The sequence below is a fragment of the Pseudomonas sp. 1152_12 genome, from assembly GCF_052850675.1.
Genome location: NZ_VXCW01000004.1, coordinates 129,404 through 154,278, shown reverse-complemented (window position 1 = coordinate 154,278; position 24,875 = coordinate 129,404). Strand labels below are relative to the sequence as shown.

24 protein-coding genes are annotated in these 24,875 nt (G+C 59.7%); 11 read left to right on the top strand and 13 right to left on the bottom strand.

The features are described from left to right. Positions 1-31: 31 nt before the first annotated feature. Positions 32-214, bottom strand: coding sequence for a hypothetical protein (locus tag FW764_RS08605; RefSeq protein WP_064450422.1), 183 nt, complete (start codon positions 212-214; stop codon positions 32-34). A 333-nt stretch (positions 215-547) separates the two neighbouring features. Between FW764_RS08605 and azu the strand changes: the two genes are divergently transcribed. Further along, entirely contained in the window at positions 548-994 is a 447-nt protein-coding gene (gene azu, locus FW764_RS08600; protein WP_446433572.1) for an azurin, read from the top strand. 106 nt (positions 995-1,100) lie between these two features. Here the strand turns inward: azu and nadE are convergent, their stop codons facing one another. The 3 genes from nadE to FW764_RS08585 all read right to left on the bottom strand — a co-directional run bounded on the left by nadE (position 1,101) and on the right by FW764_RS08585 (position 4,268). Continuing rightward, positions 1,101-1,928, bottom strand: coding sequence for an ammonia-dependent NAD(+) synthetase (nadE, locus tag FW764_RS08595; protein WP_446433571.1), 828 nt, complete (start codon positions 1,926-1,928; stop codon positions 1,101-1,103). A 3-nt stretch (positions 1,929-1,931) separates the two neighbouring features. Then, the gene (gene pncB / locus FW764_RS08590; protein WP_058423444.1) at positions 1,932-3,146 is read right to left on the bottom strand and encodes a nicotinate phosphoribosyltransferase; all 1,215 of its coding nucleotides are present in this window, start codon (positions 3,144-3,146) and stop codon (positions 1,932-1,934) included. Positions 3,147-3,371: 225 nt separating this feature from the next. Then, positions 3,372-4,268, bottom strand: coding sequence for a LysR family transcriptional regulator (locus tag FW764_RS08585; protein WP_446433570.1), 897 nt, complete (start codon positions 4,266-4,268; stop codon positions 3,372-3,374). 153 nt (positions 4,269-4,421) lie between these two features. On the opposite strand from FW764_RS08585, the gene amaB reads away from it, so the two are divergent. The 9 genes from amaB to FW764_RS08540 all read left to right on the top strand — a co-directional run bounded on the left by amaB (position 4,422) and on the right by FW764_RS08540 (position 15,498). After that, positions 4,422-5,912, top strand: coding sequence for an L-piperidine-6-carboxylate dehydrogenase (gene amaB / locus FW764_RS08580; RefSeq protein ID WP_446433569.1), 1,491 nt, complete (start codon positions 4,422-4,424; stop codon positions 5,910-5,912). 175 nt (positions 5,913-6,087) lie between these two features. Next, positions 6,088-7,371, top strand: a complete 1,284-nt coding sequence (amaA, locus tag FW764_RS08575; protein ID WP_446433568.1) for an L-pipecolate oxidase — start codon at positions 6,088-6,090, stop codon at positions 7,369-7,371. 386 nt (positions 7,372-7,757) lie between these two features. Further along, the gene (locus FW764_RS08570) at positions 7,758-8,894 is read left to right on the top strand and encodes a branched-chain amino acid ABC transporter substrate-binding protein (RefSeq protein ID WP_446433567.1); all 1,137 of its coding nucleotides are present in this window, start codon (positions 7,758-7,760) and stop codon (positions 8,892-8,894) included. A 174-nt stretch (positions 8,895-9,068) separates the two neighbouring features. Further along, the gene (locus tag FW764_RS08565) at positions 9,069-9,983 is read left to right on the top strand and encodes an ABC transporter permease subunit (protein ID WP_017136076.1); all 915 of its coding nucleotides are present in this window, start codon (positions 9,069-9,071) and stop codon (positions 9,981-9,983) included. A 2-nt stretch (positions 9,984-9,985) separates the two neighbouring features. Beyond that, on the top strand, positions 9,986-11,263 hold the full coding sequence (livM, locus tag FW764_RS08560; RefSeq protein WP_446433566.1) for a high-affinity branched-chain amino acid ABC transporter permease LivM: 1,278 nt from the start codon (positions 9,986-9,988) through the stop codon (positions 11,261-11,263). Beyond that, positions 11,260-12,135, top strand: coding sequence for an ABC transporter ATP-binding protein (locus FW764_RS08555; RefSeq protein WP_446433565.1), 876 nt, complete (start codon positions 11,260-11,262; stop codon positions 12,133-12,135). The genes livM and FW764_RS08555 overlap by 4 nt, the downstream gene beginning before the upstream one ends. After that, the gene (locus FW764_RS08550; RefSeq protein ID WP_094949744.1) at positions 12,132-12,848 is read left to right on the top strand and encodes an ABC transporter ATP-binding protein; all 717 of its coding nucleotides are present in this window, start codon (positions 12,132-12,134) and stop codon (positions 12,846-12,848) included. Before FW764_RS08555 ends, FW764_RS08550 begins: the two co-directional genes overlap by 4 nt. Before the next feature lie 776 nt (positions 12,849-13,624). Further along, the gene (locus FW764_RS08545; protein WP_083355521.1) at positions 13,625-14,389 is read left to right on the top strand and encodes an SDR family oxidoreductase; all 765 of its coding nucleotides are present in this window, start codon (positions 13,625-13,627) and stop codon (positions 14,387-14,389) included. A gap of 203 nt (positions 14,390-14,592) precedes the next feature. Continuing rightward, entirely contained in the window at positions 14,593-15,498 is a 906-nt protein-coding gene (locus FW764_RS08540; protein ID WP_446433564.1) for a cation diffusion facilitator family transporter, read from the top strand. 120 nt (positions 15,499-15,618) lie between these two features. On the opposite strand, the gene FW764_RS08535 is transcribed toward FW764_RS08540, so the two are convergent. The 7 genes from FW764_RS08535 to FW764_RS08505 form a co-directional block, all read right to left on the bottom strand. Continuing rightward, positions 15,619-16,740: an AGE family epimerase/isomerase gene (locus tag FW764_RS08535; RefSeq protein ID WP_446433563.1), complete on the bottom strand. Its 1,122-nt coding sequence runs from the start codon at positions 16,738-16,740 to the stop codon at positions 15,619-15,621. Between the two features lie 181 nt (positions 16,741-16,921). Further along, on the bottom strand, positions 16,922-17,494 hold the full coding sequence (locus tag FW764_RS08530; RefSeq protein WP_446433562.1) for a HupE/UreJ family protein: 573 nt from the start codon (positions 17,492-17,494) through the stop codon (positions 16,922-16,924). A 26-nt stretch (positions 17,495-17,520) separates the two neighbouring features. Further along, positions 17,521-18,135, bottom strand: coding sequence for an urease accessory protein UreG (gene ureG / locus FW764_RS08525; protein WP_446433561.1), 615 nt, complete (start codon positions 18,133-18,135; stop codon positions 17,521-17,523). 23 nt (positions 18,136-18,158) lie between these two features. Further along, positions 18,159-18,833, bottom strand: a complete 675-nt coding sequence (locus FW764_RS08520) for an urease accessory protein UreF (protein WP_446433560.1) — start codon at positions 18,831-18,833, stop codon at positions 18,159-18,161. Continuing rightward, a complete protein-coding gene (ureE, locus tag FW764_RS08515; protein ID WP_446433559.1) occupies positions 18,830-19,330 on the bottom strand; it encodes an urease accessory protein UreE in 501 nt (166 codons plus the stop codon). Before ureE ends, FW764_RS08520 begins: the two co-directional genes overlap by 4 nt. Before the next feature lie 298 nt (positions 19,331-19,628). Next, on the bottom strand, positions 19,629-20,261 hold the full coding sequence (locus FW764_RS08510) for a TetR family transcriptional regulator (protein ID WP_053254084.1): 633 nt from the start codon (positions 20,259-20,261) through the stop codon (positions 19,629-19,631). 150 nt (positions 20,262-20,411) lie between these two features. Next, positions 20,412-20,783, bottom strand: a complete 372-nt coding sequence (locus FW764_RS08505) for a hypothetical protein (RefSeq protein ID WP_446433558.1) — start codon at positions 20,781-20,783, stop codon at positions 20,412-20,414. Between the two features lie 345 nt (positions 20,784-21,128). On the opposite strand from FW764_RS08505, the gene FW764_RS08500 reads away from it, so the two are divergent. Further along, entirely contained in the window at positions 21,129-23,201 is a 2,073-nt protein-coding gene (locus FW764_RS08500) for an AsmA family protein (protein ID WP_446433557.1), read from the top strand. A 127-nt stretch (positions 23,202-23,328) separates the two neighbouring features. Here FW764_RS08500 and FW764_RS08495 read toward each other — a convergent pair whose 3' ends face one another. Then, positions 23,329-23,859 carry a ferritin-like domain-containing protein gene (locus tag FW764_RS08495; RefSeq protein WP_053254087.1) on the bottom strand — a complete coding sequence of 177 codons (531 nt, stop codon included), beginning with the start codon at positions 23,857-23,859 and terminating at the stop codon, positions 23,329-23,331. 98 nt (positions 23,860-23,957) lie between these two features. Beyond that, a complete protein-coding gene (locus FW764_RS08490) occupies positions 23,958-24,857 on the bottom strand; it encodes a LysR substrate-binding domain-containing protein (protein WP_446433556.1) in 900 nt (299 codons plus the stop codon). Positions 24,858-24,875 lie beyond the last annotated feature (18 nt).

The window sequence follows — 24,875 nt, the reverse complement described above, 5'->3', positions numbered from 1 at the left end:
AGCAGGGAGGGCCTGCTCACCTCAACAGAATTTATTCCGCCGGGTCTTTCGGTGTCTCGGTCTCATCCGTCGCCACTTCACCTTCAGCATCCGGGTTCAGTGCGCCTGCTTCTTCATCTGCAGTGGCTTTCTTGCGTTGCAGCTTTTCCTCTTTCTTCTGCTCCTTGGCCAAGTCTCTCTGACGTTTGGCGAAGGAGTAATTAGGTTTGGCCATGGGCGATCCTCTAAGGTCGAAGGTGAGGGTGGGGCGGCGAGCAGCAGCCTTGGGTCGCTATGGTAGCAGCTTAGCACCTCGCTTGGCCTTCACTTACCGCAGGCGTACGCGGCCAGTAGGCCGTTGAACAGTTGGTTGAGGTGCATGGCGCAGGCTCCAAGGGGGATGAGTCGATCATAAACAGGTGGCCGACTGTTGGTTGGTAGATTGTGTTGATCAGTCTGATAGCCTAAGGTTGTATACAATCTGTTGATTCAGGTCATAAGAATTCAAGCCTGCTTGAGGCACCCTTGTCGCAATCCGCGTTTATTAAACCCTGCCTTGGAGATTCACATGTTTGCCAAACTCGTTGCTGTTTCCCTGCTGACTCTGGCGAGTGGCCAGTTGCTTGCTGCAGAGTGCAAGGTCACCGTCGACTCCACCGACCAAATGTCCTTCAACACCAAGGCCATTGAAATCGATAAAAGCTGCAAGACATTCACCGTTGAGCTGACTCACTCCGGCAGCTTGCCGAAGAACGTCATGGGTCATAACTGGGTGCTGAGCTCCGCCGCCGATATGCCTGGCATTGCCAGCGACGGTATGGCCGCCGGTATCGACAAGAACTACCTGAAAGACGGCGACACCCGCATCCTCGCCCACACCAAAATTATCGGTGCTGGCGAGAAAGATTCGGTGACCTTCGATGTATCGAAGCTGGCTGCCGGTACCGACTATGCGTTCTTCTGCTCGTTCCCAGGCCACATCTCGATGATGAAAGGCACTGTGACCGTCAAGTAAGCCGATTCCGGTCGAAAAAAAAGCGCCTGGTGGGGCGCTTTTTTGTGGGCGGTCAGTGGCTCCGCGTTATCGTTCATCGCAGGCTTGTCTGCGATAGCGATCTACCTCACGGCGCGAATGGCATGACCCGCTTATGCTCAGTCTTGCGGTAGGTGTCGCAAATGATCCTGAACGCTTCCTCGCGCACCGGCTCGCCATGCAAGAACGCATCGATCTCGGCGTAAGTCACGCCGTGGGAGGCTTCGTCTGGCTTGCCCGGCGACAGGTCTTCAAGGTCGGCCGTCGGGATTTTCTCGACCAACGATTCCGGCGCCCCAAAGTGCCGAGCAATCGCGCGCACCTGGTTTTTCACCAAACCACTCAACGGCGCCAGGTCGCAGGCGCCATCACCGAATTTGGTGAAAAAGCCCATCACCGCTTCCGCCGCATGGTCCGTGCCGATCACCAGGCCACCGGCCGCGCCGGCGATGGTGTATTGCGCCACCATGCGCATGCGCGCCTTGGTGTTGCCCAGCACGAAATCACGCGACACCGCCGCCTTGTCTTCAAACGCCGCCACTTCATTGGCCAGGGATTTTACCGCTGGGCCGATGTTGACGGTGTGGCGCTCGTCCGGTTCGATAAAATCTACCGATGCCTGGGCGTCGATTTCGTCGAATTGGGTTTCGTAGGGCAGGCGCACCGCGATAAAACGATAGGCCTCATCACCCGTGCTGGCGCGCAGTTCCTGCATCGCCCGTTGGGCCAGCAGGCCTGCGGTCAGGGAGTCGACACCGCCGCTGATGCCCAGCACCAATGCCTTGAGCCCGGAATTGCGCAGGCAATCCTGGATAAATGTCACGCGGCGGGCGACTTCGGCCTCCAGGGCGGCCTGGTCCTTGAACGGTGCTTGGACCTTGAGCTGCTGCGCAATCTCACGCTGTACGGCTTGCATGATTCACTCCTTGCTAGGTAGGGCAGGTACTTTGAAAACGTGGCGCAAATAGGCGACGAAATTCGGGTCGGTGCAGTGGGTCTTGCCCGCTTCATCGGAGATCTTCGCGACGGGTTGGCCATTGCAGGCCGTCATCTTAAGCACGATGCTCATCGGCTCAACCCCTGGAATGTCGCAGGTCAGGTTGGTACCGATGCCAAAGCTGACATTAATACGACCGCGCAATGCGCGGAAAATCTCTAGCGCCTTGGGCAGCGACAGGCTGTCGGAGAACACCAAGGTCTTGCTCATCGGCTCGATGCCGAGTTTGTGGTAGTGGGCGATGGCTTTTTCTGCCCACTGCACCGGGTCTCCGGAGTCATGGCGCAGGCCGTCGAACAGCTTGGCGAAGTACAAGTCGAAGTCGCCTAGGAAGGCGTCGGTGGTGATGCAGTCAGTCAGGGCGATGCCCAGTAGGCCACGGTACTCGCGCACCCAGCAATCGAGCGCGGCAATCTGGCTGTCGATCAGGCGCGGGCCAAGTTGCTGGTGGGCCATGATCCATTCGTGGGCCATGGTGCCGAGCGGCTTCATATCGAACTCGCGGGCCAGGTGCACGTTGCTGGTGCCGACAAAACGCCCGGGGAAGTCGTGCTTGAGCACGCTCACCACTTCTTCCTGGACCCGGTACGAGAAGCGCCGACGCGTGCCGAAGTCGGCCACTTGCAACTCCGACAGCTCGTCGCTGCTGGCGTTGGCGGTCAGCCAGTCGAACTTGCGGTACAGCTGCTCGCGTGCCTGTTCGAGGATCACGGTCTGGTAGCGGTAGCGGTTACGGACTTCGCTGACGATGGCCAGCATCGGCACTTCAAACAGGATCACATGCAGCCACGGCCCGCGCAGGCGGATGAACAGCTCGCCGTTCTCGATGCCGGTTTGTACATAGCGCAGGTTGAAGCGGAACAGCCCGAGGAAGCGCAAGAAATCCGGCTTCATGAAGCTGATGCGCTCAAGAAAACCAAGCTGGTCCGGGCTCAGGCTCAGTTCGGCGAGGCGCTCGATCTGGTAACGAATTTCCGCCAGGTACGGGCGCAGGTCTTCACTGTTGCGGCAACGAAACTCCCATTCAACCTCCACGTTCGGGTAGTTGTGCAGCACCGCCTGCATCATGGTCAGCTTGTAGAAGTCGGTGTCGAGCAGGTTCTGCACGATGCGATCGGCAAACACACTCTCGCTCATAACGGGAATCTCCAGACGGGTCGGCGATGGGCGCCGACCTTTACGCACAATTAAGGAATGGCGCTAGTGGCGCATAGACCTGTGTGGTTTTGCCAGCGTTTTTTCATATTGGGACCTTTGTTGTGGCCACTGGCGCCTTCGCGAGCAAGCCCGCTCCCACACTTGAAATGCATTCCAATGTGGGAGCGGGCTTGCTCGCGAAGGCGGCATGTCGGGCGACGTGGCTCAAACAGGTTCAACCTGCTCCATCATCCACTTCACAAAGTCCCGAACCTTGGGCACTTCCGCCGAATGCTCCGGATACGCCAGGTAATACGCATCCTGGCTCGGCAATGCATGCTGCCAAGGAATCACTAGCTTGCCGTCGGCCAGTTCTTCTTCCACCAAAAAACGCGGCAGCAGCGCCACCCCGCAGCCCACCTGCGCTGCGCGAATGCACATATAGAAGGTGTCGAAACGCGGCCCATGGTAGCTGTGCTCGGTGTGGAAGCCCTGGCTGGCGAACCAGTCATGCCAGCCCTGAGGCCTAGAAGCGTTTTGTAGCAGCACCAGGTCGCTCAGTTGCGTGGGGTCGGTGAACGGCTGCGCGGGCAGGCTTTCCGGCGCGCACACCGGCACCAACTCCTCGCTGAACAGTTTCAGGCTCTCGGTGCCAGGCCGTGAGCCTTGGCCGAAATAGAACGCCATGTCAGCCTTGCCTTGCAGCAACTCGTCCGGTTCCTGTTCGTTGCACAGGTCCAAATGGATTTGCGGGTGACGCAGGCGCCAGCCCTTGAGGCGCGGCACCAGCCAGCGTGCGCCAAAGGTGTAGGGCGTGGACACGCGCAGCACTTCGGTCTCGCCGCCGTAGGAGCGCAAGTAGTGAGTGGACATCTCCACCTGGGTGAGGATCTTGCGCACTTCCACCAGGTACAAATCGCCCGCCGGGGTCATCTGCAAGCGTCGGCGCACGCGGCGAAACAGCAGGTGCTGGAGCAATTCTTCCAACTGCGCCACCTGCTTGCTCACCGCGCTTTGCGTCAGGTTCAGTTCCTCGGCAGCGCGGGTGAAGCTCAGGTGGCGGGTGGCGGCTTCGAAACACTGCAGGGCGGTGATCGAGGGCAAATGTCTTTTGTTCAGCACGGCACGCCTCTTTTTATTCTTTGCATGAATAAACGGAATGATATCTCGCCTAATCGTCGTTTGTTGGCAAGTCTTGGGCCAGCTACAAATAAGGCCTGGATCGCCGTGTCTGTGGCGGCGCGAATTTTTTGTTTGAGATTGAAGGAGTGACCCATGGTTGCCGCATTGCTTGATCGTCTCGGGGTAAACCCGGCGCTGTACCAGTCGGGGAAACAACCCGTGCATTCACCGATTGATGGCAGCCGTATCGCCAGCGTGCACTGGGAAGGTGCCGCTGAGGTGGAGCAACAGGTCAGTCGCGCCGAGCATGCATTCGAGGCTTGGCGCAAGGTGCCGGCACCGCGTCGTGGCGAGCTGGTGCGCCAGTTCGGTGACGTACTGCGCGAATACAAGGCCGACTTGGGTGAGCTGGTGTCCTGGGAAGCCGGCAAGATCACCCAGGAAGGGTTGGGTGAAGTGCAGGAAATGATCGACATTTGCGACTTCGCCGTCGGCCTGTCCCGCCAGTTGTACGGCTTGACCATCGCATCCGAGCGCCCGGGCCACCACATGCGAGAAACCTGGCACCCGCTGGGCGTGGTCGGCGTGATCAGCGCCTTCAACTTCCCGGTGGCCGTGTGGGCGTGGAACACCACGCTGGCGCTGGTGTGCGGCAACGCCGTGATCTGGAAGCCGTCGGAAAAGACCCCGCTGACCGCCCTGGCGTGCCAGGCACTGTTCGAGCGCGTGCTGAAGAAATTTACCGATGCGCCCGAGTACCTGAGCCAAGTGATCATTGGCGGCCGTGACGCCGGTGCTGCACTGGTGGACGACCCACGCGTGGCGCTGATCAGCGCCACCGGCAGCACCCGCATGGGCCGCGAAGTGGCGCCCAAAGTCGCTGCGCGTTTTGCCCGCAGCATTCTCGAGTTGGGCGGCAACAACGCGATGATCCTCGGCCCTAGCGCCGACCTGGACATGGCCGTACGCGCCATCCTGTTCAGCGCCGTCGGCACCGCTGGCCAGCGTTGCACCACCTTGCGTCGGCTGATCGCCCATGAGTCGGTCAAAGAAGAAATCGTCACCCGCCTCAAGGCCGCCTATTCCAAGGTGCGCATCGGCCACCCACTGGAAGGCAACCTGATCGGCCCGCTGATCGACAAACACGGCTTTGAAAACATGCAGGATGCCCTGGAGCAAGCCTTGAGCGAAGGCGGCAAGGTATTCGGTGGCAAGCGACAGTTGGAAGATAAATTCCCGAATGCCTATTACGTGTCGCCGGCGATTGTGGAAATGCCGGAGCAAAGCGACGTGGTGTGCACCGAAACCTTCGCACCGATTCTGTATGTGATCGGCTACAGCGACTTCGCCGAAGCCCTGCGCCTGAACAACGCCGTGCCGCAAGGCCTGTCGTCGTGCATCTTCACTACCGATGTACGTGAAGCCGAGCAGTTCATGTCGGCGGTGGGCAGTGACTGCGGCATTGCTAACGTCAACATCGGTCCGAGCGGCGCGGAAATCGGCGGCGCGTTTGGCGGCGAGAAAGAGACCGGTGGCGGGCGTGAGTCGGGGTCGGATGCGTGGCGCGGGTACATGCGTCGTCAGACCAATACCGTGAACTATTCGCTGGAATTGCCGCTGGCGCAGGGTATTACGTTCGACTGATTTCCTTGAGTCGCAGTGGCTCAAAATGTGGGAGCGGGCTTGCTCGCGAATGCGGTGGATCAGTTATGAGTCTATTACCTGACACACCGCACTCGCGAGCAAGCCCGCTCCCACAGTTGATTGGGTTCACAATTTAAAAAATAGATGTTTGTTAGGTCCTCTCCGGAGTCTGGCAATGCCATTACGCGAAGCATGTTTGTGGGAACACCTTACCCCTGGCCGGCCGGATCGCGCTGTGCTCAAGGGCGAGGTCAAGGTGGATGTGTGCGTGATCGGCGCCGGGATTACCGGTTTGTCGGCGGCCATTCACTTGCTGGAACAGGGCAAAAGCGTCGCCGTGCTGGAGGCCCATCGCACCGGCCATGGCGGTTCGGGGCGTAACGTCGGGCTGGTCAACGCTGGCCTGTGGATTCCCCCGGATGAGATCGAAGCCGGTTTCGGCGAAGCGGTGGGCAGCCAGCTCAACCGCATGTTGGGCGCGGCGCCGTCGCTGGTGTTCAGCTTGATCGACAAATACAACATCGATTGCCAATTGCGCCGCGAGGGCACCTTGCACATGGCGCACAACGCCCGTGGCGAGGCGGATTTACGCAGTCGTGAAGAACAGTGGAAGCGCCGTGGCGCGCCGGTTGAGCTGCTGACCGGACAGGCCTGCGAACAGGCCACGGGGACTAAAAAGATCGCCGCTGCCCTGCTGGATCGGCGTGCTGGCACCTTGAACCCAATGGCTTACACCAGTGGTTTGGCGAATGCGGCGGTTAGCCTGGGCGGGCAGCTTTTCGACCATTCCCCCGTCACCCAACTGGAGCGCCAGGGCGCAGCCTGGTCGGTGCAAACCGCGCAGGGCTCGGTGCAAGCTGCACAGGTGGTCATCGCCTCGAATGCCTACACCGAAGGTGAATGGACAGAATTACGGCGCAATTTCTTCCCCGGTTATTACTACCAGGTCGCATCGGCCCCGCTGACGGACGCCGCCGCCCAACAAATCCTCCCCGGCGGGCAGGGCTCTTGGGACACGCGCCAGGTGTTGAGCAGCATCCGCCGCGATGCTGACGGTCGTTTGTTACTCGGTAGCCTGGGCAATGGTAACCAGAAACCGGCGTGGTTCCTCAAAGCATGGGCCGATCGGGTGCAGCAGCATTACTTCCCGTACCTCAACTCGGTGCAGTGGGAATACACCTGGACCGGCTGTATCGCCTTCACGCCGGACCATCTGATGCGCCTGTTCGAACCGGCGCCAGGCGTGGTAGCCGTAACGGGCTATAACGGGCGAGGTGTGACCACCGGCAGCGTCGTGGGCAAGGCATTTGCCGACTATTTGTGTCACCAGAACCCCCAGGCCTTGCCGATTCCTTTTGCGCCTATGCAGCCGTTGGCCGGGGCAGGGTTGCGCAGTTGCCTGTATGAGGCCGGATTTTCGCTGTATCACGCGGGCCAATGCCTGCGGATCGTGATCTGATCAGCGAAATACCTGTCAGAAGCCTGCATTTTCTTAGCAGGCTACTAATCTGTATTGGTGCAAGTTGTAGCAATCACGCACTGTAAATGTGCAGTTCCGTTACGCACATTGTTACAGGTGCAGGAACTGTCGTTTATCCGCTTGGTTGCAGGTATGACCTATCAGGGTTGTACTTTTTGGGGCCATTGGTTGCACCTCTAGATGCTAGACGGTTGCACGTCCTGGCAAAAGGCGGCGAAACGCCTGTAATAACAATGACACCGTGTCTTTTTGAAGAATAAAAACGTAATGGCACGCGCCTTGCTCTTGGCTTTCTCTGAAAGTTTCAGTTGAAGGTTTGCATTGAATTCGTAGTGCCAATAAACAAAAACCTCGGAGCACCACTCATGTCCCAGACGTTTTACAAGAAAGGTTTTCTGGCCCTCGCCGTTGCAACGGCGCTGGGTGTTTCTACGTTTGTTCAAGCTGATGTGAAGATTGGCGTGGCGGGCCCGATGACGGGTGCCAACGCAGCTTTCGGTGAGCAGTACATGAAGGGTGCCCAAGCGGCAGCCGATGTGATCAACAAGGCTGGCGGGATCAACGGCGAGCAGATCAAACTGGTGGCCGGCGACGACGCCTGTGAGCCGAAGCAGGCTGTGGCTGTCGCCAACCGCCTGGCAGACCAGGACAAAGTGATCGGCGTGGTCGGGCACTTCTGCTCATCCAACACCATTCCGGCTTCCGAGGTGTATGCCGATGCTGGCATCATCATGATCACCCCGGGTTCCACCAACCCACAGGTGACCGAGCGTGGCCTGAGCGCTGTGTTCCGTATGTGCGGGCGTGACGACCAGCAAGGCATTGTCGCTGGCGACTACATCGTCGACGTGCTCAAGGGCAAGAAAGTCGCCGTTATCAACGACAAGGACACCTACGGCAAGGGCCTGGCTGACGCCACCGCTCAGCAGTTGACCAAGCGCGGCGTCAAGCCGGTGCTGGAAGAAGGCCTGACCCGTGGCGAGAAAGATTTCAGCGCGTTGGTCACCAAAATCCGCTCCACCGGTGCTGACGTGGTGTACTTCGGCGGCCTGCACCCGGAAGCCGGTCCACTGGTTCGCCAAATCCGCGAAGCGGGCCTCAAAGACGTCAAGTTCATGTCCGATGACGGCATTGTCACCGACGAACTGGTCGCCACTGCGGGCGGCGCGCAATACGTAGACGGCGTCTACATGACTTTCGGCGCCGACCCGCGCCTGCTGCCAGACAGCAAGACCGTTGTGGAAGAGTTCCGCAAAAATGGCACCGAACCTGAAGGCTACACCCTGTACGCCTATGCCTCGCTCCAGGCCTTGGCCGCTGGCTTCAATGGCGCCAAGTCCAACAAAGGCGAAGACGCGGCCAAATGGCTGAAATCGCACCCGGTCAAGACCGTGATGGGCGAGAAAAATTGGGACGCCAAGGGCGACCTGAAAATCTCCGACTACGTGGTTTATCAGTGGGATAAAGACGGCAAATACCACCAGTTGGAAAAGCAGAAGTAATCACGCGATCTACCCGGCACCCCTGAACCTTGTGGGCGCCGGGTGTGTGTGGGCGCCAGCCAGCTCCCACAAGGAACTTGGTTGCCTGCCCCTGACCGGCAACAGATCTGTCTTTTCCTCCAGAAGCGCCGCACACCCACTGGTGTGCAGGTGCTCACCGCGTGAGATTGCGTTATGGATGGTATTTTCCTGCAGCAACTGGTCAATGGCCTGACCCTCGGGTCGGTCTATGGCCTGATCGCCATCGGCTACACAATGGTCTATGGCATCATTGGCATGATCAACTTCGCCCACGGCGAGGTTTATATGATTTCCGCTTACCTCGCGGCGATCAGTCTGGCACTGCTGGCTTACTTCGGCATCGAATCCTTCCCGCTGCTCATCCTCGGCACCTTGATCTTTACCGTGGTCGTCACCGGCGTTTACGGGTGGGTCATCGAGCGTGTCGCCTATAAGCCGCTGCGTAACTCCACCCGACTGGCACCGCTGATCAGCGCCATCGGTATCTCCCTGATCCTGCAGAACTACGCGCAGATCGCCCAGGGTGCGAAACAACAAGGCATTCCAACCCTGCTGGCCGGCGCCTGGCGCGTCGATATCGGCACTGGGTTCGTGCAGTTGACCTACACCAAGGTGTTCATCCTGGTGGCCGCGTTTCTCGGCATGGGGCTGCTGACCTATATCATCAAATACACCAAGCTCGGCCGCATGTGCCGTGCCACCCAGCAAGACCGCAAGATGGCGTCCATCCTTGGCATCAACACCGACCGCGTAATCTCCTACGTGTTTGTCATCGGTGCCGCCATGGCTGCCCTCGCTGGCGTGTTGATTACCCTGAACTACGGCACGTTCGACTTCTACGCCGGCTTCATCATCGGCATCAAGGCATTTACCGCAGCGGTACTCGGCGGCATTGGTTCCCTGCCTGGGGCCATGCTCGGCGGGATCATCCTGGGTATCTCCGAGTCGCTGTTCTCGGGGTTGATCAACTCTGACTACAAAGACGTGTTCAGTTTCTCACTGCTGGTGGTGATTCTGATTTTCCGTCCTCAGGGCCTGCTTGGTCGTCCGCTCGTGGCGAAGGTGTAAACATGTCTGCTGCCAAATCTATCGATATCAAGAAAAGTGTGGTCGATGCGGTCCTCGCCGGGCTGATTTCGTTGATCGTGTTCGGTCCGATCGTCGGCGTGGTCCTCGACGGCTACAGCTTCAACCTGCAACCGGCGCGCGTGGCCATTCTGGTCGCCATCGTAATGGCCGGCCGTTTTGCCCTCAGCCTGTTCCTGCAAACTCCCAAGGGGCTGAAGATTCTGCAGGGTTTCGAGAGCAGTAGCTCCGGTGTTCACGTGCTGGCGCCGGACTATAAATCACGCCTGCGCTGGATCATTCCGGCGCTGATCGTGATCGCCATCGTGTTCCCGATCTTCGCCAACAAGTACCTGCTGACCGTGGTGATCCTTGGGCTGATTTACGTGTTGCTCGGCCTGGGCCTGAACATCGTGGTGGGATTGGCCGGCTTGCTCGACCTGGGTTACGTGGCGTTCTACGCCATTGGTGCCTATGGCCTGGCACTGGGTTATCAATACCTGGGCCTGGGCTTCTGGAGCGTGCTGCCGTTGGCGGCCATTGCTGCGGCGTTAGCGGGGTGCATACTCGGGTTCCCGGTGCTACGCATGCACGGTGACTATTTGGCCATCGTGACCTTGGGCTTCGGTGAAATCATCCGGCTGGTGCTGAATAACTGGCTGTCGTTTACCGGCGGCCCGAACGGCATGCCGGTGCCTTCGCCAACGTTTCTGGGCATTGAGTTCGGGCGTAAAGCGAAGGACGGTGGGATTCCGTTCCACGAGTTCTTCGGCCTCGATTACAACCCCAACATCAAGTTCATGTTCATCTACATCGTGCTGTTCCTGGTGGTGCTGGCCGTGCTGTACATCAAGCATCGCCTGACCCGTATGCCGGTCGGCCGCGCCTGGGAAGCCTTGCGCGAAGATGAAATCGCCTGCCGTTCCATGGGGCTGAACCACGTGCTGGTCAAGCTTTCGGCGTTTACCATCGGCGCGTCCACGGCCGGCCTGGCCGGGGTGTTCTTTGCCAGCTACCAGGGCTTCGTCAACCCATCGTCGTTCACCTTCTTCGAGTCGGCGTTGATCCTGGCCATCGTGGTATTGGGCGGCATGGGCTCGACGGTCGGCGTAGTGATCGCGGCGTTCGTGTTGACGGTTGCGCCTGAACTGCTGCGCAGCTTCTCCGAGTACCGCGTGCTGCTGTTTGGCGTATTGATGGTGGTGATGATGATCTGGCGGCCACGTGGCCTGATTCGGATCAGCCGAACCGGTGTGACCCCACGTAAAGGAGTGGCGCCATGAGCAAAGAAGTCGTGCTCTCCGTCGAACATTTGATGATGCACTTCGGTGGCATCAAGGCTTTGAGCGATGTGAGCCTCAAGGTCAAACGCAACTCGATCTTCGCCTTGATTGGCCCCAACGGCGCCGGCAAGACCACCGTGTTCAACTGCCTCACTGGCTTCTACAAAGCCAGTGGCGGCAAGATCGAACTCAACGTGCGGGGCAAGCAGACCAACGTGATCCAGCTGCTTGGCGAGCGGTTCAAAGCTGCCGACTTCGTGTCGCCAAAAAGCTTCTTCAGCCGCGTGTACTACAAGATGTTCGGTGGCACCCACCTGGTGAACCGCGCAGGCCTGGCGCGGACCTTCCAGAACATTCGCCTATTCAAGGAAATGTCGGTACTGGAAAACCTGCTGGTGGCCCAACACATGTGGGTCAACCGCAACATGCTCGCGGGCATCCTCAACACCAAGGGCTACCGTAAGGCCGAAAGCGATGCCCTCGACCATGCGTTCTATTGGCTGGAAGTGGTCGACTTGGTGGACTGCGCCAACCGCCTGGCCGGTGAGCTTTCCTACGGCCAGCAGCGCCGCCTGGAAATCGCCCGTGCCATGTGCACCCGGCCGCAGATCATCTGCCTGGATGAACCGGCAGCGGGCCTTAACCCGCAGGAAACCGAAGCGCTCAGCGCGATGATTCGCCTGCTGCGCGACGAACACGATCTCACGGTGGTGCTGATCGAACATGACATGGGCATGGTGATGAGTATTTCCGATCACATCGTGGTACTCGACCACGGCAACGTGATTGCCGAAGGCGGCCCGGAAGCGATCCGCAATGACCCGAAAGTGATTGCCGCCTACCTGGGCGCAGACGAAGAGGAGCTGGTATGAGTGCGCCTATCCTCGAAATGAAGGACCTGGATGTGTTTTACGGCCCGATCCAAGCCCTGAAAAAAGTCTCGCTGCACATTAACGAAGGTGAAACCGTGAGCCTGATCGGCTCCAACGGCGCGGGTAAATCCACGTTGCTGATGTCGATCTTCGGCCAGCCACGCGCCGAGTCCGGTCAGATTCTCTATAACGGCGTCGACATTACTCACAAGTCGTCCCACTACATTGCCTCCAACGGCATTGCGCAGTCGCCGGAAGGGCGGCGGGTGTTCCCCGACATGACCGTCGAGGAAAACCTGCTGATGGGGACCATTCCGATTGGTGACAAATTCGCCCAGGAAGATATGCAGCGCATGTTCGAACTGTTCCCGCGGCTCAAGGAGCGGCGCACACAGCGCGCCATGACCATGTCCGGGGGAGAGCAGCAAATGCTCGCCATCGCTCGCGCGCTGATGAGCCGGCCCAAGCTGTTGCTGCTGGACGAACCGAGCCTGGGCCTGGCGCCGATTGTGGTGAAGCAGATCTTCGCCACCCTGCGTGAACTGGCGGCGACCGGGATGACCATCTTCCTCGTGGAGCAGAACGCCAACCATGCATTGCGCTTGTCGGACCGGGCTTATGTGATGGTTAACGGCGAGATTCGCCTGACGGGTACCGGTAAGGAGTTGCTGGTGAATGAAGAGGTGCGTAACGCCTATCTGGGCGGTCACTGATCTCAAATTTTGACGCATGACCCCTGTGGGAGGGGGCTTGCTCCCGATAGTGGAGTGTCAGTTTGCGAAGTGCGGGCTGACAAATTGCTATCGGGAGCAAGCCCCCTCCCACATTTGTTTTTGGGTCGCTTTCGAAATTGTGGAAAACAAATCCAGCCGCCCTCCAAAGCGCGACATATAGCCGCCGCAAATCCCTGTTTTGTCACCGTTTTGACTTGTCCCCATTCGCTGTGGAACCGGCTGTGGGTAACGTGGGAGTAGCTGGCTGAAAGCCTTTCGCTACGTGGCTTGTAGCCTGGTGGTTGTTTTCTGATCAGCGGTTTTTTCGTGACCCTGCAAGGATTTTGTCAACCTGTTTAAAGACACAGGTATATGACCGATTCATGTCCATTCAGCCTGTGGATAAGTCTGTGACTAAACTCTGGAAAGACGGCCGCAGAGGCCGGAATGACTGGCCTGGAGCCATCGCTCAGATTTTTCCTCTTCACATGGGGCTACATATGCCCCGCCCAAGGTCAAGCAAAAAACTTTCTAAAACTGCCTGCAGGCCTTGTACACAGCGGGTTTGGGCTTTTTACACTTGCCCCCAAAGACTGTGGGCGCAGTTGTGGATAACCTGCGCGCATATCGCTGCAGGCCACGTTCTACAAGGCTTTGCTCTGCGTGGTTAAATAGTGATCAGGTGTGCATGAAGGTGGGTGCACAGCGGTTGCCGCAATCGCGGCGTAAGGGCATTCTGCTGGCAACTTTTTCCCGATGCCCGCAAGGAGAACACCATGTCCGACACGCTGTTTATTACTGGCGCCACCTCAGGTTTCGGCGAGGCATGCGCCCGTCGTTTTGCCGACGCCGGCTGGAAACTGGTGCTCACTGGCCGCCGTGCCGAACGTTTGAATGCCTTGGTTGAAGAGCTTTCCAAGCAGACTGAAGTGCACGGCCTGGTCGTGGACGTGCGTGACCGCAAGGGCATGGAGGACGCCATCGCCAACCTGCCGCCATCGTTCGCCAAACTGCGTGGCCTGATCAACAACGCGGGCCTGGCCGTGGGCACCGACCCGGCGCCCAAGTGCAGCCTCGACGATTGGGAAACCATGGTCGACACCAACATCAAAGGCCTGCTGACCACCACCAGCCTGTTGCTGCCACGCCTGATCGCGCATGGCCGTGGCGCCGGGATCATCAACCTCGGCTCTATCGCTGGCAGCTACCCGTACCCGGGCAGCCACGTGTATGGCGGCTCCAAGGCGTTCGTGAAGCAGTTCTCGTTGAACCTGCGTTGCGACCTGCAAGGCACCGGCGTGCGCGTGACCAACATCGAGCCTGGCCTGTGCGAGAGCGAGTTTTCGCTGGTGCGCTTCGGTGGTGACCAGGCGCGTTACGACGCGACCTATGCCGGTGCTGAGCCGATCCAGCCGCAGGACATCGCCGATACCATTTTCTGGGTGCTTAACACCCCGGCGCACGTGAATATCAATCGGTTGGAGCTGATGCCGGTGAGCCAGACTTGGGCAGGATTTGCGATTGAGCGTGGGGCTAAGTAAGGCTTTAGACCGAGTCGCGCCCATCGCAGGCAAGCCAGCTTCCACATTTGATCGGGTTCACATGGTCAAAATGTGGGAGTGGGCTTGTCGAGTCGTCGCACCGTCGCGAAGGCGTCAAATCGGCCAAAACAGGACATAAGGTACACTCCACTCCGGAAAACCCCTCCGCGCTGTGCGGTTTAAAGGTTTTGACGGGAGGAAATGTGAGTAACCGAGGTGAGCAGGCACTGCTCAAACAATCGACCATCCTGATGTTCGCTGTTGCGATCGCCGGGATTGTCACGGGTGTGATGTCTGGCGCCCAATCCATTCTATTCGACGGCTTTTTCTCGCTGATCGCCACCGCCATCAAGGTGTTGATGCTGATCACGGCCAAGCTGATCGCCAAGAAAAGCAACGAGCGCTTCCAGTTTGGTTACTGGCACCTGGAGCCGATGGTATTGCTGATCGAAGGCAGCTTTTTGCTGCTGATCGCCATCTACGCGTTTCTCAACGGTGTGTTCGGTATTATCAATGGCGGGCGCGAGATTGAGTTAGGGCTGGTGATCGTTTACGCGGCGGTGTTTACCGTCGTCGAATTCGGCTACTTCTTCTACGTGCGCTACCGCAATCGCAAACTGAAATCCTCGTTGATCCAGTTCGACAACATCAGTTGGCTGGTGGACGCGATGCTCTCGGTGGGCTTGCTGATCAGCTTTCTTGCCGCGCTGTTGCTCAAGTCCCAGGGCTATGGCGAGTGGGCGGTGTATGTCGACCCGCTGATTCTAATTCTGCTGGCCCTGAGCATGCTGGCTCCGGCGTTCAAGATCCTGCGCCCGGCGTTGCGCGAAGTGCTGGGGATTGCCCCGGACCACTTGGACGACAAGGTGCGCGAAGTGATGGACGCGGCCCAGGCCAAGCATGGTTTCGACGACTACGTGTCCTACGTGCAAAAGCACGGGCGGGCGCGATTTATCGAGATTCATGTGGTGTTGCCGGCGGATTACCCGGTGGATAACGTCGCGACCCTCGATGGGCTGCGTGAAGAAATATCCACAGGGCTCGGCACGCCGGATGCGGCGCGCTGGCTGACGATCAGTTTTACCGGGGATCGCAAGTGGATTGCGTGACAGTCAGTTAGACCGAGGGGAGGCTTTCGCGAGCAAGCCCGCTCCCACATTTAACCGTGTCCTACCGTTGGAATGCAGTCGAATGTGGGGGCTGGCTTGCCTGCGATGAGGCCCTGAAAATCAGCCGAGATGCTGGATCAGGCCTTGATAGCAGGTCGCCAAATGATACGGCGTGGTCGACGGCATATCCCGTCGGCTCACGGCGCCCTTGGCGTCCAGGCATTCGTGCCAGCCTTTGTCATGCAGGAAGTGCTGTTGCAGCGCCAGCAATTGGCGTTGCAGCACCGCTTCACTGCCCGGTCGCAAGGTCAGTGCGCGCAGGTATTCAGCCTGGGCCCAGATTCGCTGAGTGCCGTCGCGCACGCTGCCATCCAGGGCGAGCATGCCGCTGACCGCACCGCTGAGTTTATCCACACCCTTGAGCTCGGCGTAGGCAAACGCCCGCGTCAGCGACGCATGCAACGGTGTGCTGCGCAGTACGTCTGACGATTCCAGCAAAAAGAACCATTCGAACTGGTGGCCTGGCTCAAACCAGTTATCCACAGCGCCCAGCGGTTTCTCCATCATCACGCCGTGCTGGCGGTCGATGAAGCGCTTCTGCATCGCGCTAGCGAGGTCCAGCAGCGCATCTTGCGTAATGGCGTCCTCACGCACGGCCAGCGTGGCGAGGAAGCCTTCGGCGAGGTGCATCAGCGGGTTTTGCAGGGGGCCGGACTTGAGGGACGACCAGTTGCGTTCCAACACCGCTTCGTAAAGGCCGTCGCCGGTGGCGAAGCGTTCGGCGACCACTTCCAGGGCCGCATCGAGCACCGACTCCACCAGCGGCTCACGCACTTTGGCCCAGTAGTGGGCGCAGGCGAAGATGATGAAGGCGTGGGTGTAGAGGTCTTTGCGCTTGTCCAGCGGCTTGCCGTGGGCGTCGATGCTGTAGAACCAGCCACCGTGCTCGGCGTCATGGAAGTGCCGTTGCAGGGAACGAAACAGCGCCGCCGCGCGCTCTTCGGCGAAGGCCGAACCGGGCTTGCCGATCAGGCTGGCAAACAGGTACAGCTGCCGGGCACAGGCCATGGCGCGGTAGCGCTGCGGGGGCAATGGCGTGTGATTAGCGTCCAGAGCCTCATACGGCAACGCCAACTCGGCATTCCAGCCCGGGCCCTGCCAGAGCGGCACGATCAGGTCATGGAAGTGCGTGAGCACGGCATTCAACGAAGGCTGGGAGGCGGAGTTTGGAGCGATGGGCATCGGCTGGCGTCGTCACGGCAGGGGTGTAGGCGCGCATGGTAGCAGGCTTGGGATAGATGGTGGTTTTGAGACCGCTTTCGCGAGCAAGCCCGCTCCCACATTCGACCGCATTCCAATCGGAGGACGCGGTTAAATGTGGGAGCGGGCTCGCTCGCGAAGAGGCCCTCAGCAGCGCTGAAAATCAGCCCGCCAGCAACCAAACCCCAGTCGCCGCCGAAGCCGCACCTGCTACCCGCACCAACGGTGCAGCCGCCGCCGGCAGGAAACGCACCACCGCATACCCGGCCGCATGCAACATTGCCGTTGCGCCCACGAAACCGGCCGCATACGCCCAAGGGCTGGACATGTCCGGCAGCTCCAAACCATGTGCTACACCATGAAACAGCGCGAACAAGGCTGTGGCGCCGACGGCCACGAACAGCGGCGGCCGTAGCGCCAGCGCCACGGCCAGGCCCAGCGCCAGCACCGATGCAGCAATCCCGCTTTCGAGCGCCGGCAACTGCAGGCCTTCAAAACCCAGCAGGCCGCCGATCAACATGGTGCCGACAAAGGCGCAAGGCAATGCCCAGCGCGCGTTGCCTTTTTGCTGCGCCGCCCACAGGCCGACCGCGACCATGGCCAGTAAGTGATCGATGCCGCCCAACGGGTGGCTGATACCGGCCACCAGCCCGTTATCGCCATGCCCAGGGTGAGCGAAGGCGAGGGCCGGGGCGAGTAGCAATGCAGCGGTTGCGAGAAGTTTGTTAAGACTCATGAACAGGCTCCTTTTTTAGGGGGGGATCAGGCAGCAGTCAGCAGGCCCTGACGTTCGATAAAGGCGACGATTTCATCCAGGCCGACGCCGGTTTTCTGGTTGCTGAACACAAAGGGTTTGCCGTTGCGCATGCGCTGGGTGTCGCTGTTCATCAGCTCAAGCGAGGCGCCTACCAACGGCGCCAGGTCGATTTTGTTGATCACCAGCAGATCGGATTTGCAAATACCGGGCCCGCCTTTGCGTGGCAGCTTGTCGCCGGCCGATACATCGATCACATAGAGGGTCAGGTCTGACAGCTCCGGGCTGAAAGTCGCCGACAGGTTGTCGCCGCCGGACTCCACCAGGATCAGGTCCAGGCCGGGGAAGCGGCGGTTGAGTTGGTCCACCGCCTCGAGGTTGATCGAGGCATCTTCGCGGATCGCCGTGTGCGGGCAGCCACCGGTCTCCACGCCGATGATGCGTTCAGGCGCCAAGGCCTGGTTGCGCACCAGGAAATCGGCGTCTTCGCGGGTATAGATGTCGTTGGTCACTACGGCCAGGTTGTAGCGATCGCGCAAGGCCAGGCACAGCGCCAAGGTCAGGGCCGTCTTGCCGGAGCCCACCGGGCCGCCGATGCCAACACGCAGAGGTTGTCTGTTCATGTGCTTCTCCAAAATTTAAGGCCCTAGCTACGAAACAAGCGGCTGTACTGGCGCTCATGGGCCATGCACGCCAGGGACAGGCCGAACGCGGCGCTGCCGAAATGGTTGGGGGGGATGCGGCCGGCGTCTTGCTGGGCTTGTTGCAACAGCGGCAGCAGTTCGCTGGTCAGGCGCTGGGCGGCCTGCTGGCCCAACGGCAACGTCTTCATCAACACGGCGAGTTGGTTTTCCAGCCAGCTCCATAGCCAGGCGGCGAGGGCGTCATCCGGGCTGATATGCCAGGCGCGCGCCGCCAGAGCCCAGCCCAGGGCCAGGTGCGGTTCGGCGCATTGCTGCACAAATGTACGCGAGGCGTCGTCCAGCTCCGGCAAGCCATTGAGCAGTTGTTGCAGGGAGTAGCCCATTTGGCGGCTTTCCTGATACAGCTCGCGCGTCTCGCGGCTGGCACGGTGCTCTTCGCACAATTGCGCCAGGTGTGGCCAGTTCTGCTCGGCTGCCGCGCGGCAATGGGCGAGCAGCAGCGGCGCTTCGAAGCGCGCAAGGTTGAGCAGCAACTGGTCGCTGATCCAGCGTCGGGCGCTGGCGGCATCATTGACGCGGCCGTTCTCGACTGCCATCTCCAGGCCTTGTGAATAGCTGTAGCCACCAATCGGCAACTGCGGACTGGCCAGGCGCAACAGCGCCCAGGCTGGGTTCATAGACGCACGCCGAACTGGTGCAGCTTGGGCGGGTAGTTGAAGTCTTCGTCGCCATGGCGCGAATGATGATGACCACCGCCATAGGCACCGTGTTCCGGTTGGAACGGAGCTTCGATGGTTTCTGTATGTGCGCCCAGTTGTTCGAGCATGGCTTTTAGCACGTAGTCGTCCAGCAGGCGCAGCCAGCCATCGCCGACTTGCAACGCCACATGACGGTTGCCGAGGTGATAGGCCGCTCGGGTCAGTTCAAACGCGTTGCTGCAGGTGACGTGCAGCAGGTGTTCAGGGCGAGCGATGACGCGTACGACACGTCCGTCTTCAGCCTGTAGGCATTCGCCATCGTGCAACGGCGGCTGGCCGCGCTCCAGAAACAGGCCGACGTCTTCGCCATCGGCACTGAAACAGCGCAGCCGGCTTTTGCTGCGTGCTTCGAAATTCAGCAGCAGTTCAGCGGCCCAGAGGGCTTGGGGGGCGATTCGGCGGTGGATCACCAGCATCAGGAGGCTTCCAGCTATGAGCGATAAAAGAGCTAGAGCAAGGGGCTTGCCAATCACGCCCGTGAGTAGGAAAACCCTGTAAGTAGGCACCGTCATGCCACCGAATAGGGCATTCGCTCATTCCGGACGTGTTTCAATTTGGTGCGTGATGGAATTTATAGCACTGGATGTGGGCGTTTTGCGTCGAGGTCCGCCACCTTTCGTATGAAGTTTCCTTCATCTCTTGCTTGCTGGCGATTTTAGAAACTTGGCCTATGCAATATCAGGATGTGGAATCCCGCACGGCAGGCTGATGGGCTTACTCGGTACTGCCCAGCCCTTGCCAATGCTTGAGGCCGATAAAGATAAAGCGCAGTTGCTGGGTGATTTTCGCCTGAGGCGTGAGGTGGGCAGGCAGCGCCTGGGCGGGTGGGTCGATGATGTCGGGCAGAGTGGCAAACACGCTCTTGACGATCAGGTCGGCCATTACGTGCAAACCCTCGGCATCCAGGTGCTGGAGCTTGGGCATCAGCGTGAGGTCAGCCGCCAAGTCGCTGGTGATGTCTTCGCGCAGCGCGCCGATGGCTTGCCGCACCGCCAGGCAACCGCCGTATTGTTCGCGGGCCAGGAAAAGAAATTGCGATCGATTGGCCGAGACCACATCGAGGAAGATCCGCACGGACGCATCGATGATGCCGCCCATGACGAACTCGTTGTGACGTACCAGGCGAATCGTGGCGCGAAATGTCTGGCCGACTTCGCTGACCAACACCAGACCAAGCTGGTCCATGTCGTCAAAATGCCGATAGAACCCGGTCGGCACGATTCCGGCGGTCTTTGCCACTTCGCGCAGGCTCAGGCTGCCGAACCCACGGCCACACTCCATCAGATGGCGGGCTGCGTCCATCAAGGCAAGGCGGGTCTGTTGCTTCTGTTCGGCGCGGGGCAGCATTGTCGGGTTGGCTTTGTCGGCAAGTACAGCGACGCACTCTAGCAAAACCGCTTCGCTGGCGTCGAACTTGGCGGGGGGAGGTGTGAGGCGATCTATGAAAAAGCAAAAGCCCGATCGGCTGATCGGGCTTTTTTCCGGGTCACCACGGGCTTAACTCTGTGCTTGATGCAGTTCTTGCAGACGGTCAGCACCGCCTTCGGCAATACCTTGGGTGTAAGCGCGGTCGTTGGCTTGGTCAGCACCGCCTTCTACCAGGCCTTTCTCTTCCAGGCGATCACGGCCACCTTCGACAACGCCTTCGGTATAAGCACGTTTGTTGGCGTGTTCCGAACCATTTTCTGCAACAGCGCCTTTGGCGTAGTCACGGTTTTCGTCTTCTTGCGAACCGCTGCGAGCCAGGGTTTGGCTGGATTGAACGGCTTGAGCTTTGTTCTGTGGGGTAGCTTGTTCAGCGGCTGGCAGGGCAAAAGCACTGGAAGCCAAGACAGACAGCAGAACGGTAGCGAGGATTTGACGTTTCATACGGGTTGCTCCTTGGGAGGGCGTTAAAGTGGGTACAGGGGCAATGCTACTCTCGATAAGTCGATATAAAAGTTCATAAACACAATGGTAATAATCAACAGAATTGATTGTTCTGTCCGAAGGCTCTAGAGCGGACCTCTCAAGCCCGCGGTTTTGCACTGAGGTGGGTATTTTCGACACGAACGTGGGTAACAATGGTGCGCCGTCGATGATCAAGCCTGTCTGCTCGATCAGGAAAATGGCTTTTTGCGACTAAATCGGCGATGGCGTTAAACCCACAGACGGTTTGCCAGTCGTAGCCTTATGAGCTGTAGTTCAGCTACCCGTGTTGAGGAGTCCTGTGCAATGACGCGCACTCGTAAAATTGTCGCTTGGAGCTGCGCCAGCTTCGTTCTGTTAATCGCCGTGGTGGTCTTGGTGCTGGTGTTCTTCGACTGGAACCGCATCAAACCCACGCTTAATGCCAAGATCTCCGAAGAACTGCACCGCACCTTTGCCATCAATGGGAACTTGGCGGTGGTGTGGGCGCGTGAGCCCGATGAAGGTGGCTGGCGCGCTTGGGTGCCGTGGCCGCATGTGATTGCCGAAGACCTGAACCTGGGCAACCCCGACTGGTCGAAAAAGCCGCAAATGGTCACTCTCAAACGCGTTGAGTTGCGCATTTCGCCTCTGGCGTTGCTGTTGCAGCGTGTGGTGATCCCGCGTATCGACCTCATCGAACCGAGTGCCGACCTGCAACGCCTGGCCGATGGCCGCGCCAACTGGACCTTCAAGTTCGACCCCAAAGACCCCAACGCTGAGCCGTCCAGCTGGGTGGTGGATATCGGCACCATCGGGTTCGACAAAGGCCACGTGACCCTTGATGACCAGACCCTCAAGACCCAGCTCGACGTGATCATTGACCCGCTGGGCAAACCGATCCCCTTCGGTGAGATCGTGGGTGACGCCGATGCCAAGAAGGCCCTGGAAAAAGGCTCAGCGCCTCAGGACTACGCGTTCGGGCTCAAAGTCAAAGGCCAGTACCACGGCCAGAAGCTCGACGGCACCGGCAAGATCGGCGGGCTGCTCGCCTTGCAGGACGCGGCCAAGCCGTTCCCGCTGCAGGCCCAGGTGAAAATCGCCGACACCCGCATCGCCCTGGCCGGCACCCTGACCGACCCGCTAAACCTCGGCGCCCTGGACTTGCGCTTGAAACTCGCAGGCAGCAGCCTGGGTAACCTGTACCCGCTGACCGGCGTCACCCTGCCAGACTCGCCGGCCTACTCCACGGACGGCCACCTGATCGCCAAACTGCATGAAGCCAGCGGCGCCTCATTTCGCTACGAGAACTTCAACGGCAAGATTGGCGACAGCGACATCCACGGCAACCTGGCCTACGTCGCCAGCCAGCCACGGCCCAAACTCAGCGGCGCGTTGGTGTCTAACCAACTGCTGATGACCGACCTGGCGCCGTTGATCGGTGCCGACTCCAATGCCAAGCAAAAAGCCCGTGGCGGTGAAAGCAAGCAGCCGGCGACCAAAGTGCTGCCGGTGGAACAATTCCGTACCGAGCGCTGGCGCGAGATGGACGCCGACGTGGAATTTACCGGCAAACGCATTGTGCACAGTGCTGATCTGCCTTTCACCGACCTCTACACGCATCTGGTGCTGAATGACGGCGAACTGAGCCTGGAGCCCCTGCGTTTCGGTGTGGCTGGCGGCAAGCTGGATGCGCAAATCCGCTTGAACGGTCGCACTGTACCGATGGAAGGGCGCGCCAAGCTCACCGCGCGCAACTTCAAGCTTAAACAGCTGTTCCCGACTTTCGAGCCGATGAAAACCAGTTTTGGTGAACTCAACGGCGATGCCGATATTGCCGGGCGCGGTAACTCCGTGGCGGCGCTGCTGGGCAGCTCTAACGGCGATCTGAAGATGCTCATCAACGACGGCGCCATCAGCCGAGGCCTGATGGAAATTGCCGGGCTCAATGTGGGCAACTACGTGATTGGCCGCCTGTTTGGTGACAAGGAAGTGAAGATCAACTGCGCGGCGGCGGACTTCGGCATCAAGACTGGCCTGGCCACGACCCGCCTGTTTGTGTTCGATACCGAGAACGCGATCATCTACATCGATGGCACCGCGAACATGGCGAGCGAGCAGCTGGATCTGACTATTACGCCGGAGTCGAAGGGCTTCCGCCTGTTCTCTCTGCGTTCGCCGCTGTACGTCAATGGTCCGTTTATCAAGCCGAATGCCGGCGTGAAGGCCATTCCGCTCGCCCTGCGCGGTGCCGGGATGGTCGCGCTGGGCGTCATTGCCGGCCCGGCGGCAGGGTTGCTGGCGCTGGTAGCACCCAGTGGCGATGCGCCGAACCAGTGTGCACCGTTGCTGCAGCAGATGAAGGAAGGCAAGGCGCCGAAAACTGTGAAAGGTAACTGACGAAACCCGAAACTAAATGTGGGAGGGGGCTTGCTCCCGTTAGCGGTATGTCGGTCGGCGTATTTGCCGAATGACACATTGCTATCGAGAGCAAGCCCCCTCCCACAAGGGACCGTAGTGAAGCTACTTACAGGTCCTGCAGAATATCCGCCATGTCATCGGCGTGTTCTTCTTCCTGGGCCAGGATGTCTTCGAAGATGCGACGCGTGGTTGGGTCTTTGTCGCCGATGTACTGGATGATTTCGCGGTAGCTGTCCACCGCAATCCGTTCGGCCACCAGGTCTTCGTAGACCATTTCCTTCAGCGAGTTGCCGGCCACGTATTGAGCGTGGGAGTTCTTCGACAGCAGGTCGGGGTTGAACTCCGGCTCACCGCCCAATTGCACGATGCGCTCGGCCAGTTTGTCGGCGTGCTCCGCTTCCTGGGTGGCGTGCTCCAGGAATTCATCGGCGGCGACGCTGGCTTTCAGGCCGTTGGCCATGAAGTAGTGACGTTTGTAGCGCAACACGCAGACCAGTTCAGTGGCCAGCGACGCGTTGAGCAGGCGGATGATTTCTTCGCGGTCGGCGTCGTAGCCTTCGGTTACGGCGCCGTTTTCGACGTTCTGGCGGGCGCGGCTGCGTAGGGTCGCAACGTCAGTCAAATGTGCTTCAGTCATCTCAATCTCCTGGTGCTAATCCGGTTTTACGCCACGCTCTGCCGGCGTGATCGTTACCAGTTGTGAGTCCCGCGCGACGCAAAAAGTTTTATCGGATTTCACAACGCGTGGCCGGACAGCTTCGCCTCCTCCTGAACCCACTGGAAAAACGCGCGCACCGGTGGATGCCGTTCGCGGCCCGGCACGCAAAGCGCGCTGTAACCGGCGCCGCTGACGCTGACCTGCGGCCGATAGGGCACCAGTAAACCGCTGGCCACGCTTTCCGACACCAGAATGTTGCTCGCCAGCACCAACCCCTGGCCGGCAATCGCCGCTTGCAATGCGTAGTGTTCCTCATCGTATTCGCGTGCAGGCAGCCGGTGATCCAGCCACCTCAGCGAGGCTTTGTCGCACCACGCCTGCCAGCCCCGGGCGTAAAGCTCGGAGTTGTGCCAGCGCACGCTGATCAGCGTCGGCACCTGAGTGCTGGCCCGCGCGACCTGTTCGGGCGAGCCATACACCGCAAAAAATTCATCGAACAGGCACTGGCCGTACAGGTTGGGGTAGTGGCCAATGCTGTAGCGAATTACCAGATCAACGCTGGCATCCTGCTGTAAGTCGACGACTTCGCACTGGGTGTCCAGGCGCAGGTTGATGTCCGGGTGGGCTGCGTAGAAACGCCCCAGCCGTGGCACCAGCCATAGTGCTGCAAAGGCTGGCGTGGTGGACACCGTGAGGTGCCCGGTGCTGCGTTGCGGGCGCAGGGTGTCGAGGCTTTGTGCTACGTCCAGCAGGGCGCCATGCACGCTGTGGAACAGCCGCTCACCACCTTCGGTCAGGCGTACCTGGCGTGGCAGGCGTTCGAACAATGGCACGCCCAGCCAGGTTTCCAGAACGCGGATCTGGTGCGATACCGCCGTGGGCGTTACCGACAGTTCCTGGGCCGCTGCCTTAAAGCTCAACAGGCGCGCAGCAGACTCAAAGGTACGCAGGGCGGTCAGGGGTAGCGAGGCAAACATTCTGTCTCCATGGATGAA

Excerpts from the sequence above, each read along its gene's own strand:
- FW764_RS08505 (WP_446433558.1), bottom strand. The coding sequence starts at position 20,783 with ATGAAACGTCAAATCCTCGCTACCGTTCTGCTGTCTGTCTTGGCTTCC.
- FW764_RS08570 (WP_446433567.1), top strand. The coding sequence starts at position 7,758 with ATGTCCCAGACGTTTTACAAGAAAGGTTTTCTGGCCCTCGCCGTTGCA.
- amaB (WP_446433569.1), top strand. The coding sequence starts at position 4,422 with ATGGTTGCCGCATTGCTTGATCGTCTCGGGGTAAACCCGGCGCTGTAC.
- FW764_RS08550 (WP_094949744.1), top strand. The coding sequence starts at position 12,132 with ATGAGTGCGCCTATCCTCGAAATGAAGGACCTGGATGTGTTTTACGGC.
- azu (WP_446433572.1), top strand. The coding sequence starts at position 548 with ATGTTTGCCAAACTCGTTGCTGTTTCCCTGCTGACTCTGGCGAGTGGC.
- livM (WP_446433566.1), top strand. The coding sequence starts at position 9,986 with ATGTCTGCTGCCAAATCTATCGATATCAAGAAAAGTGTGGTCGATGCG.
- FW764_RS08565 (WP_017136076.1), top strand. The coding sequence starts at position 9,069 with ATGGATGGTATTTTCCTGCAGCAACTGGTCAATGGCCTGACCCTCGGG.
- FW764_RS08535 (WP_446433563.1), bottom strand. The coding sequence starts at position 16,740 with ATGCCCATCGCTCCAAACTCCGCCTCCCAGCCTTCGTTGAATGCCGTG.
- FW764_RS08545 (WP_083355521.1), top strand. The coding sequence starts at position 13,625 with ATGTCCGACACGCTGTTTATTACTGGCGCCACCTCAGGTTTCGGCGAG.
- amaA (WP_446433568.1), top strand. The coding sequence starts at position 6,088 with ATGCCATTACGCGAAGCATGTTTGTGGGAACACCTTACCCCTGGCCGG.
- FW764_RS08605 (WP_064450422.1), bottom strand. The coding sequence starts at position 214 with ATGGCCAAACCTAATTACTCCTTCGCCAAACGTCAGAGAGACTTGGCC.
- FW764_RS08495 (WP_053254087.1), bottom strand. The coding sequence starts at position 23,859 with ATGACTGAAGCACATTTGACTGACGTTGCGACCCTACGCAGCCGCGCC.
- nadE (WP_446433571.1), bottom strand. The coding sequence starts at position 1,928 with ATGCAAGCCGTACAGCGTGAGATTGCGCAGCAGCTCAAGGTCCAAGCA.
- pncB (WP_058423444.1), bottom strand. The coding sequence starts at position 3,146 with ATGAGCGAGAGTGTGTTTGCCGATCGCATCGTGCAGAACCTGCTCGAC.
- FW764_RS08490 (WP_446433556.1), bottom strand. The coding sequence starts at position 24,857 with ATGTTTGCCTCGCTACCCCTGACCGCCCTGCGTACCTTTGAGTCTGCT.
- FW764_RS08510 (WP_053254084.1), bottom strand. The coding sequence starts at position 20,261 with ATGCTGCCCCGCGCCGAACAGAAGCAACAGACCCGCCTTGCCTTGATG.
- FW764_RS08520 (WP_446433560.1), bottom strand. The coding sequence starts at position 18,833 with ATGAACCCAGCCTGGGCGCTGTTGCGCCTGGCCAGTCCGCAGTTGCCG.
- FW764_RS08500 (WP_446433557.1), top strand. The coding sequence starts at position 21,129 with ATGACGCGCACTCGTAAAATTGTCGCTTGGAGCTGCGCCAGCTTCGTT.
- FW764_RS08530 (WP_446433562.1), bottom strand. The coding sequence starts at position 17,494 with ATGAGTCTTAACAAACTTCTCGCAACCGCTGCATTGCTACTCGCCCCG.
- ureG (WP_446433561.1), bottom strand. The coding sequence starts at position 18,135 with ATGAACAGACAACCTCTGCGTGTTGGCATCGGCGGCCCGGTGGGCTCC.
- FW764_RS08555 (WP_446433565.1), top strand. The coding sequence starts at position 11,260 with ATGAGCAAAGAAGTCGTGCTCTCCGTCGAACATTTGATGATGCACTTC.
- ureE (WP_446433559.1), bottom strand. The coding sequence starts at position 19,330 with ATGCTGGTGATCCACCGCCGAATCGCCCCCCAAGCCCTCTGGGCCGCT.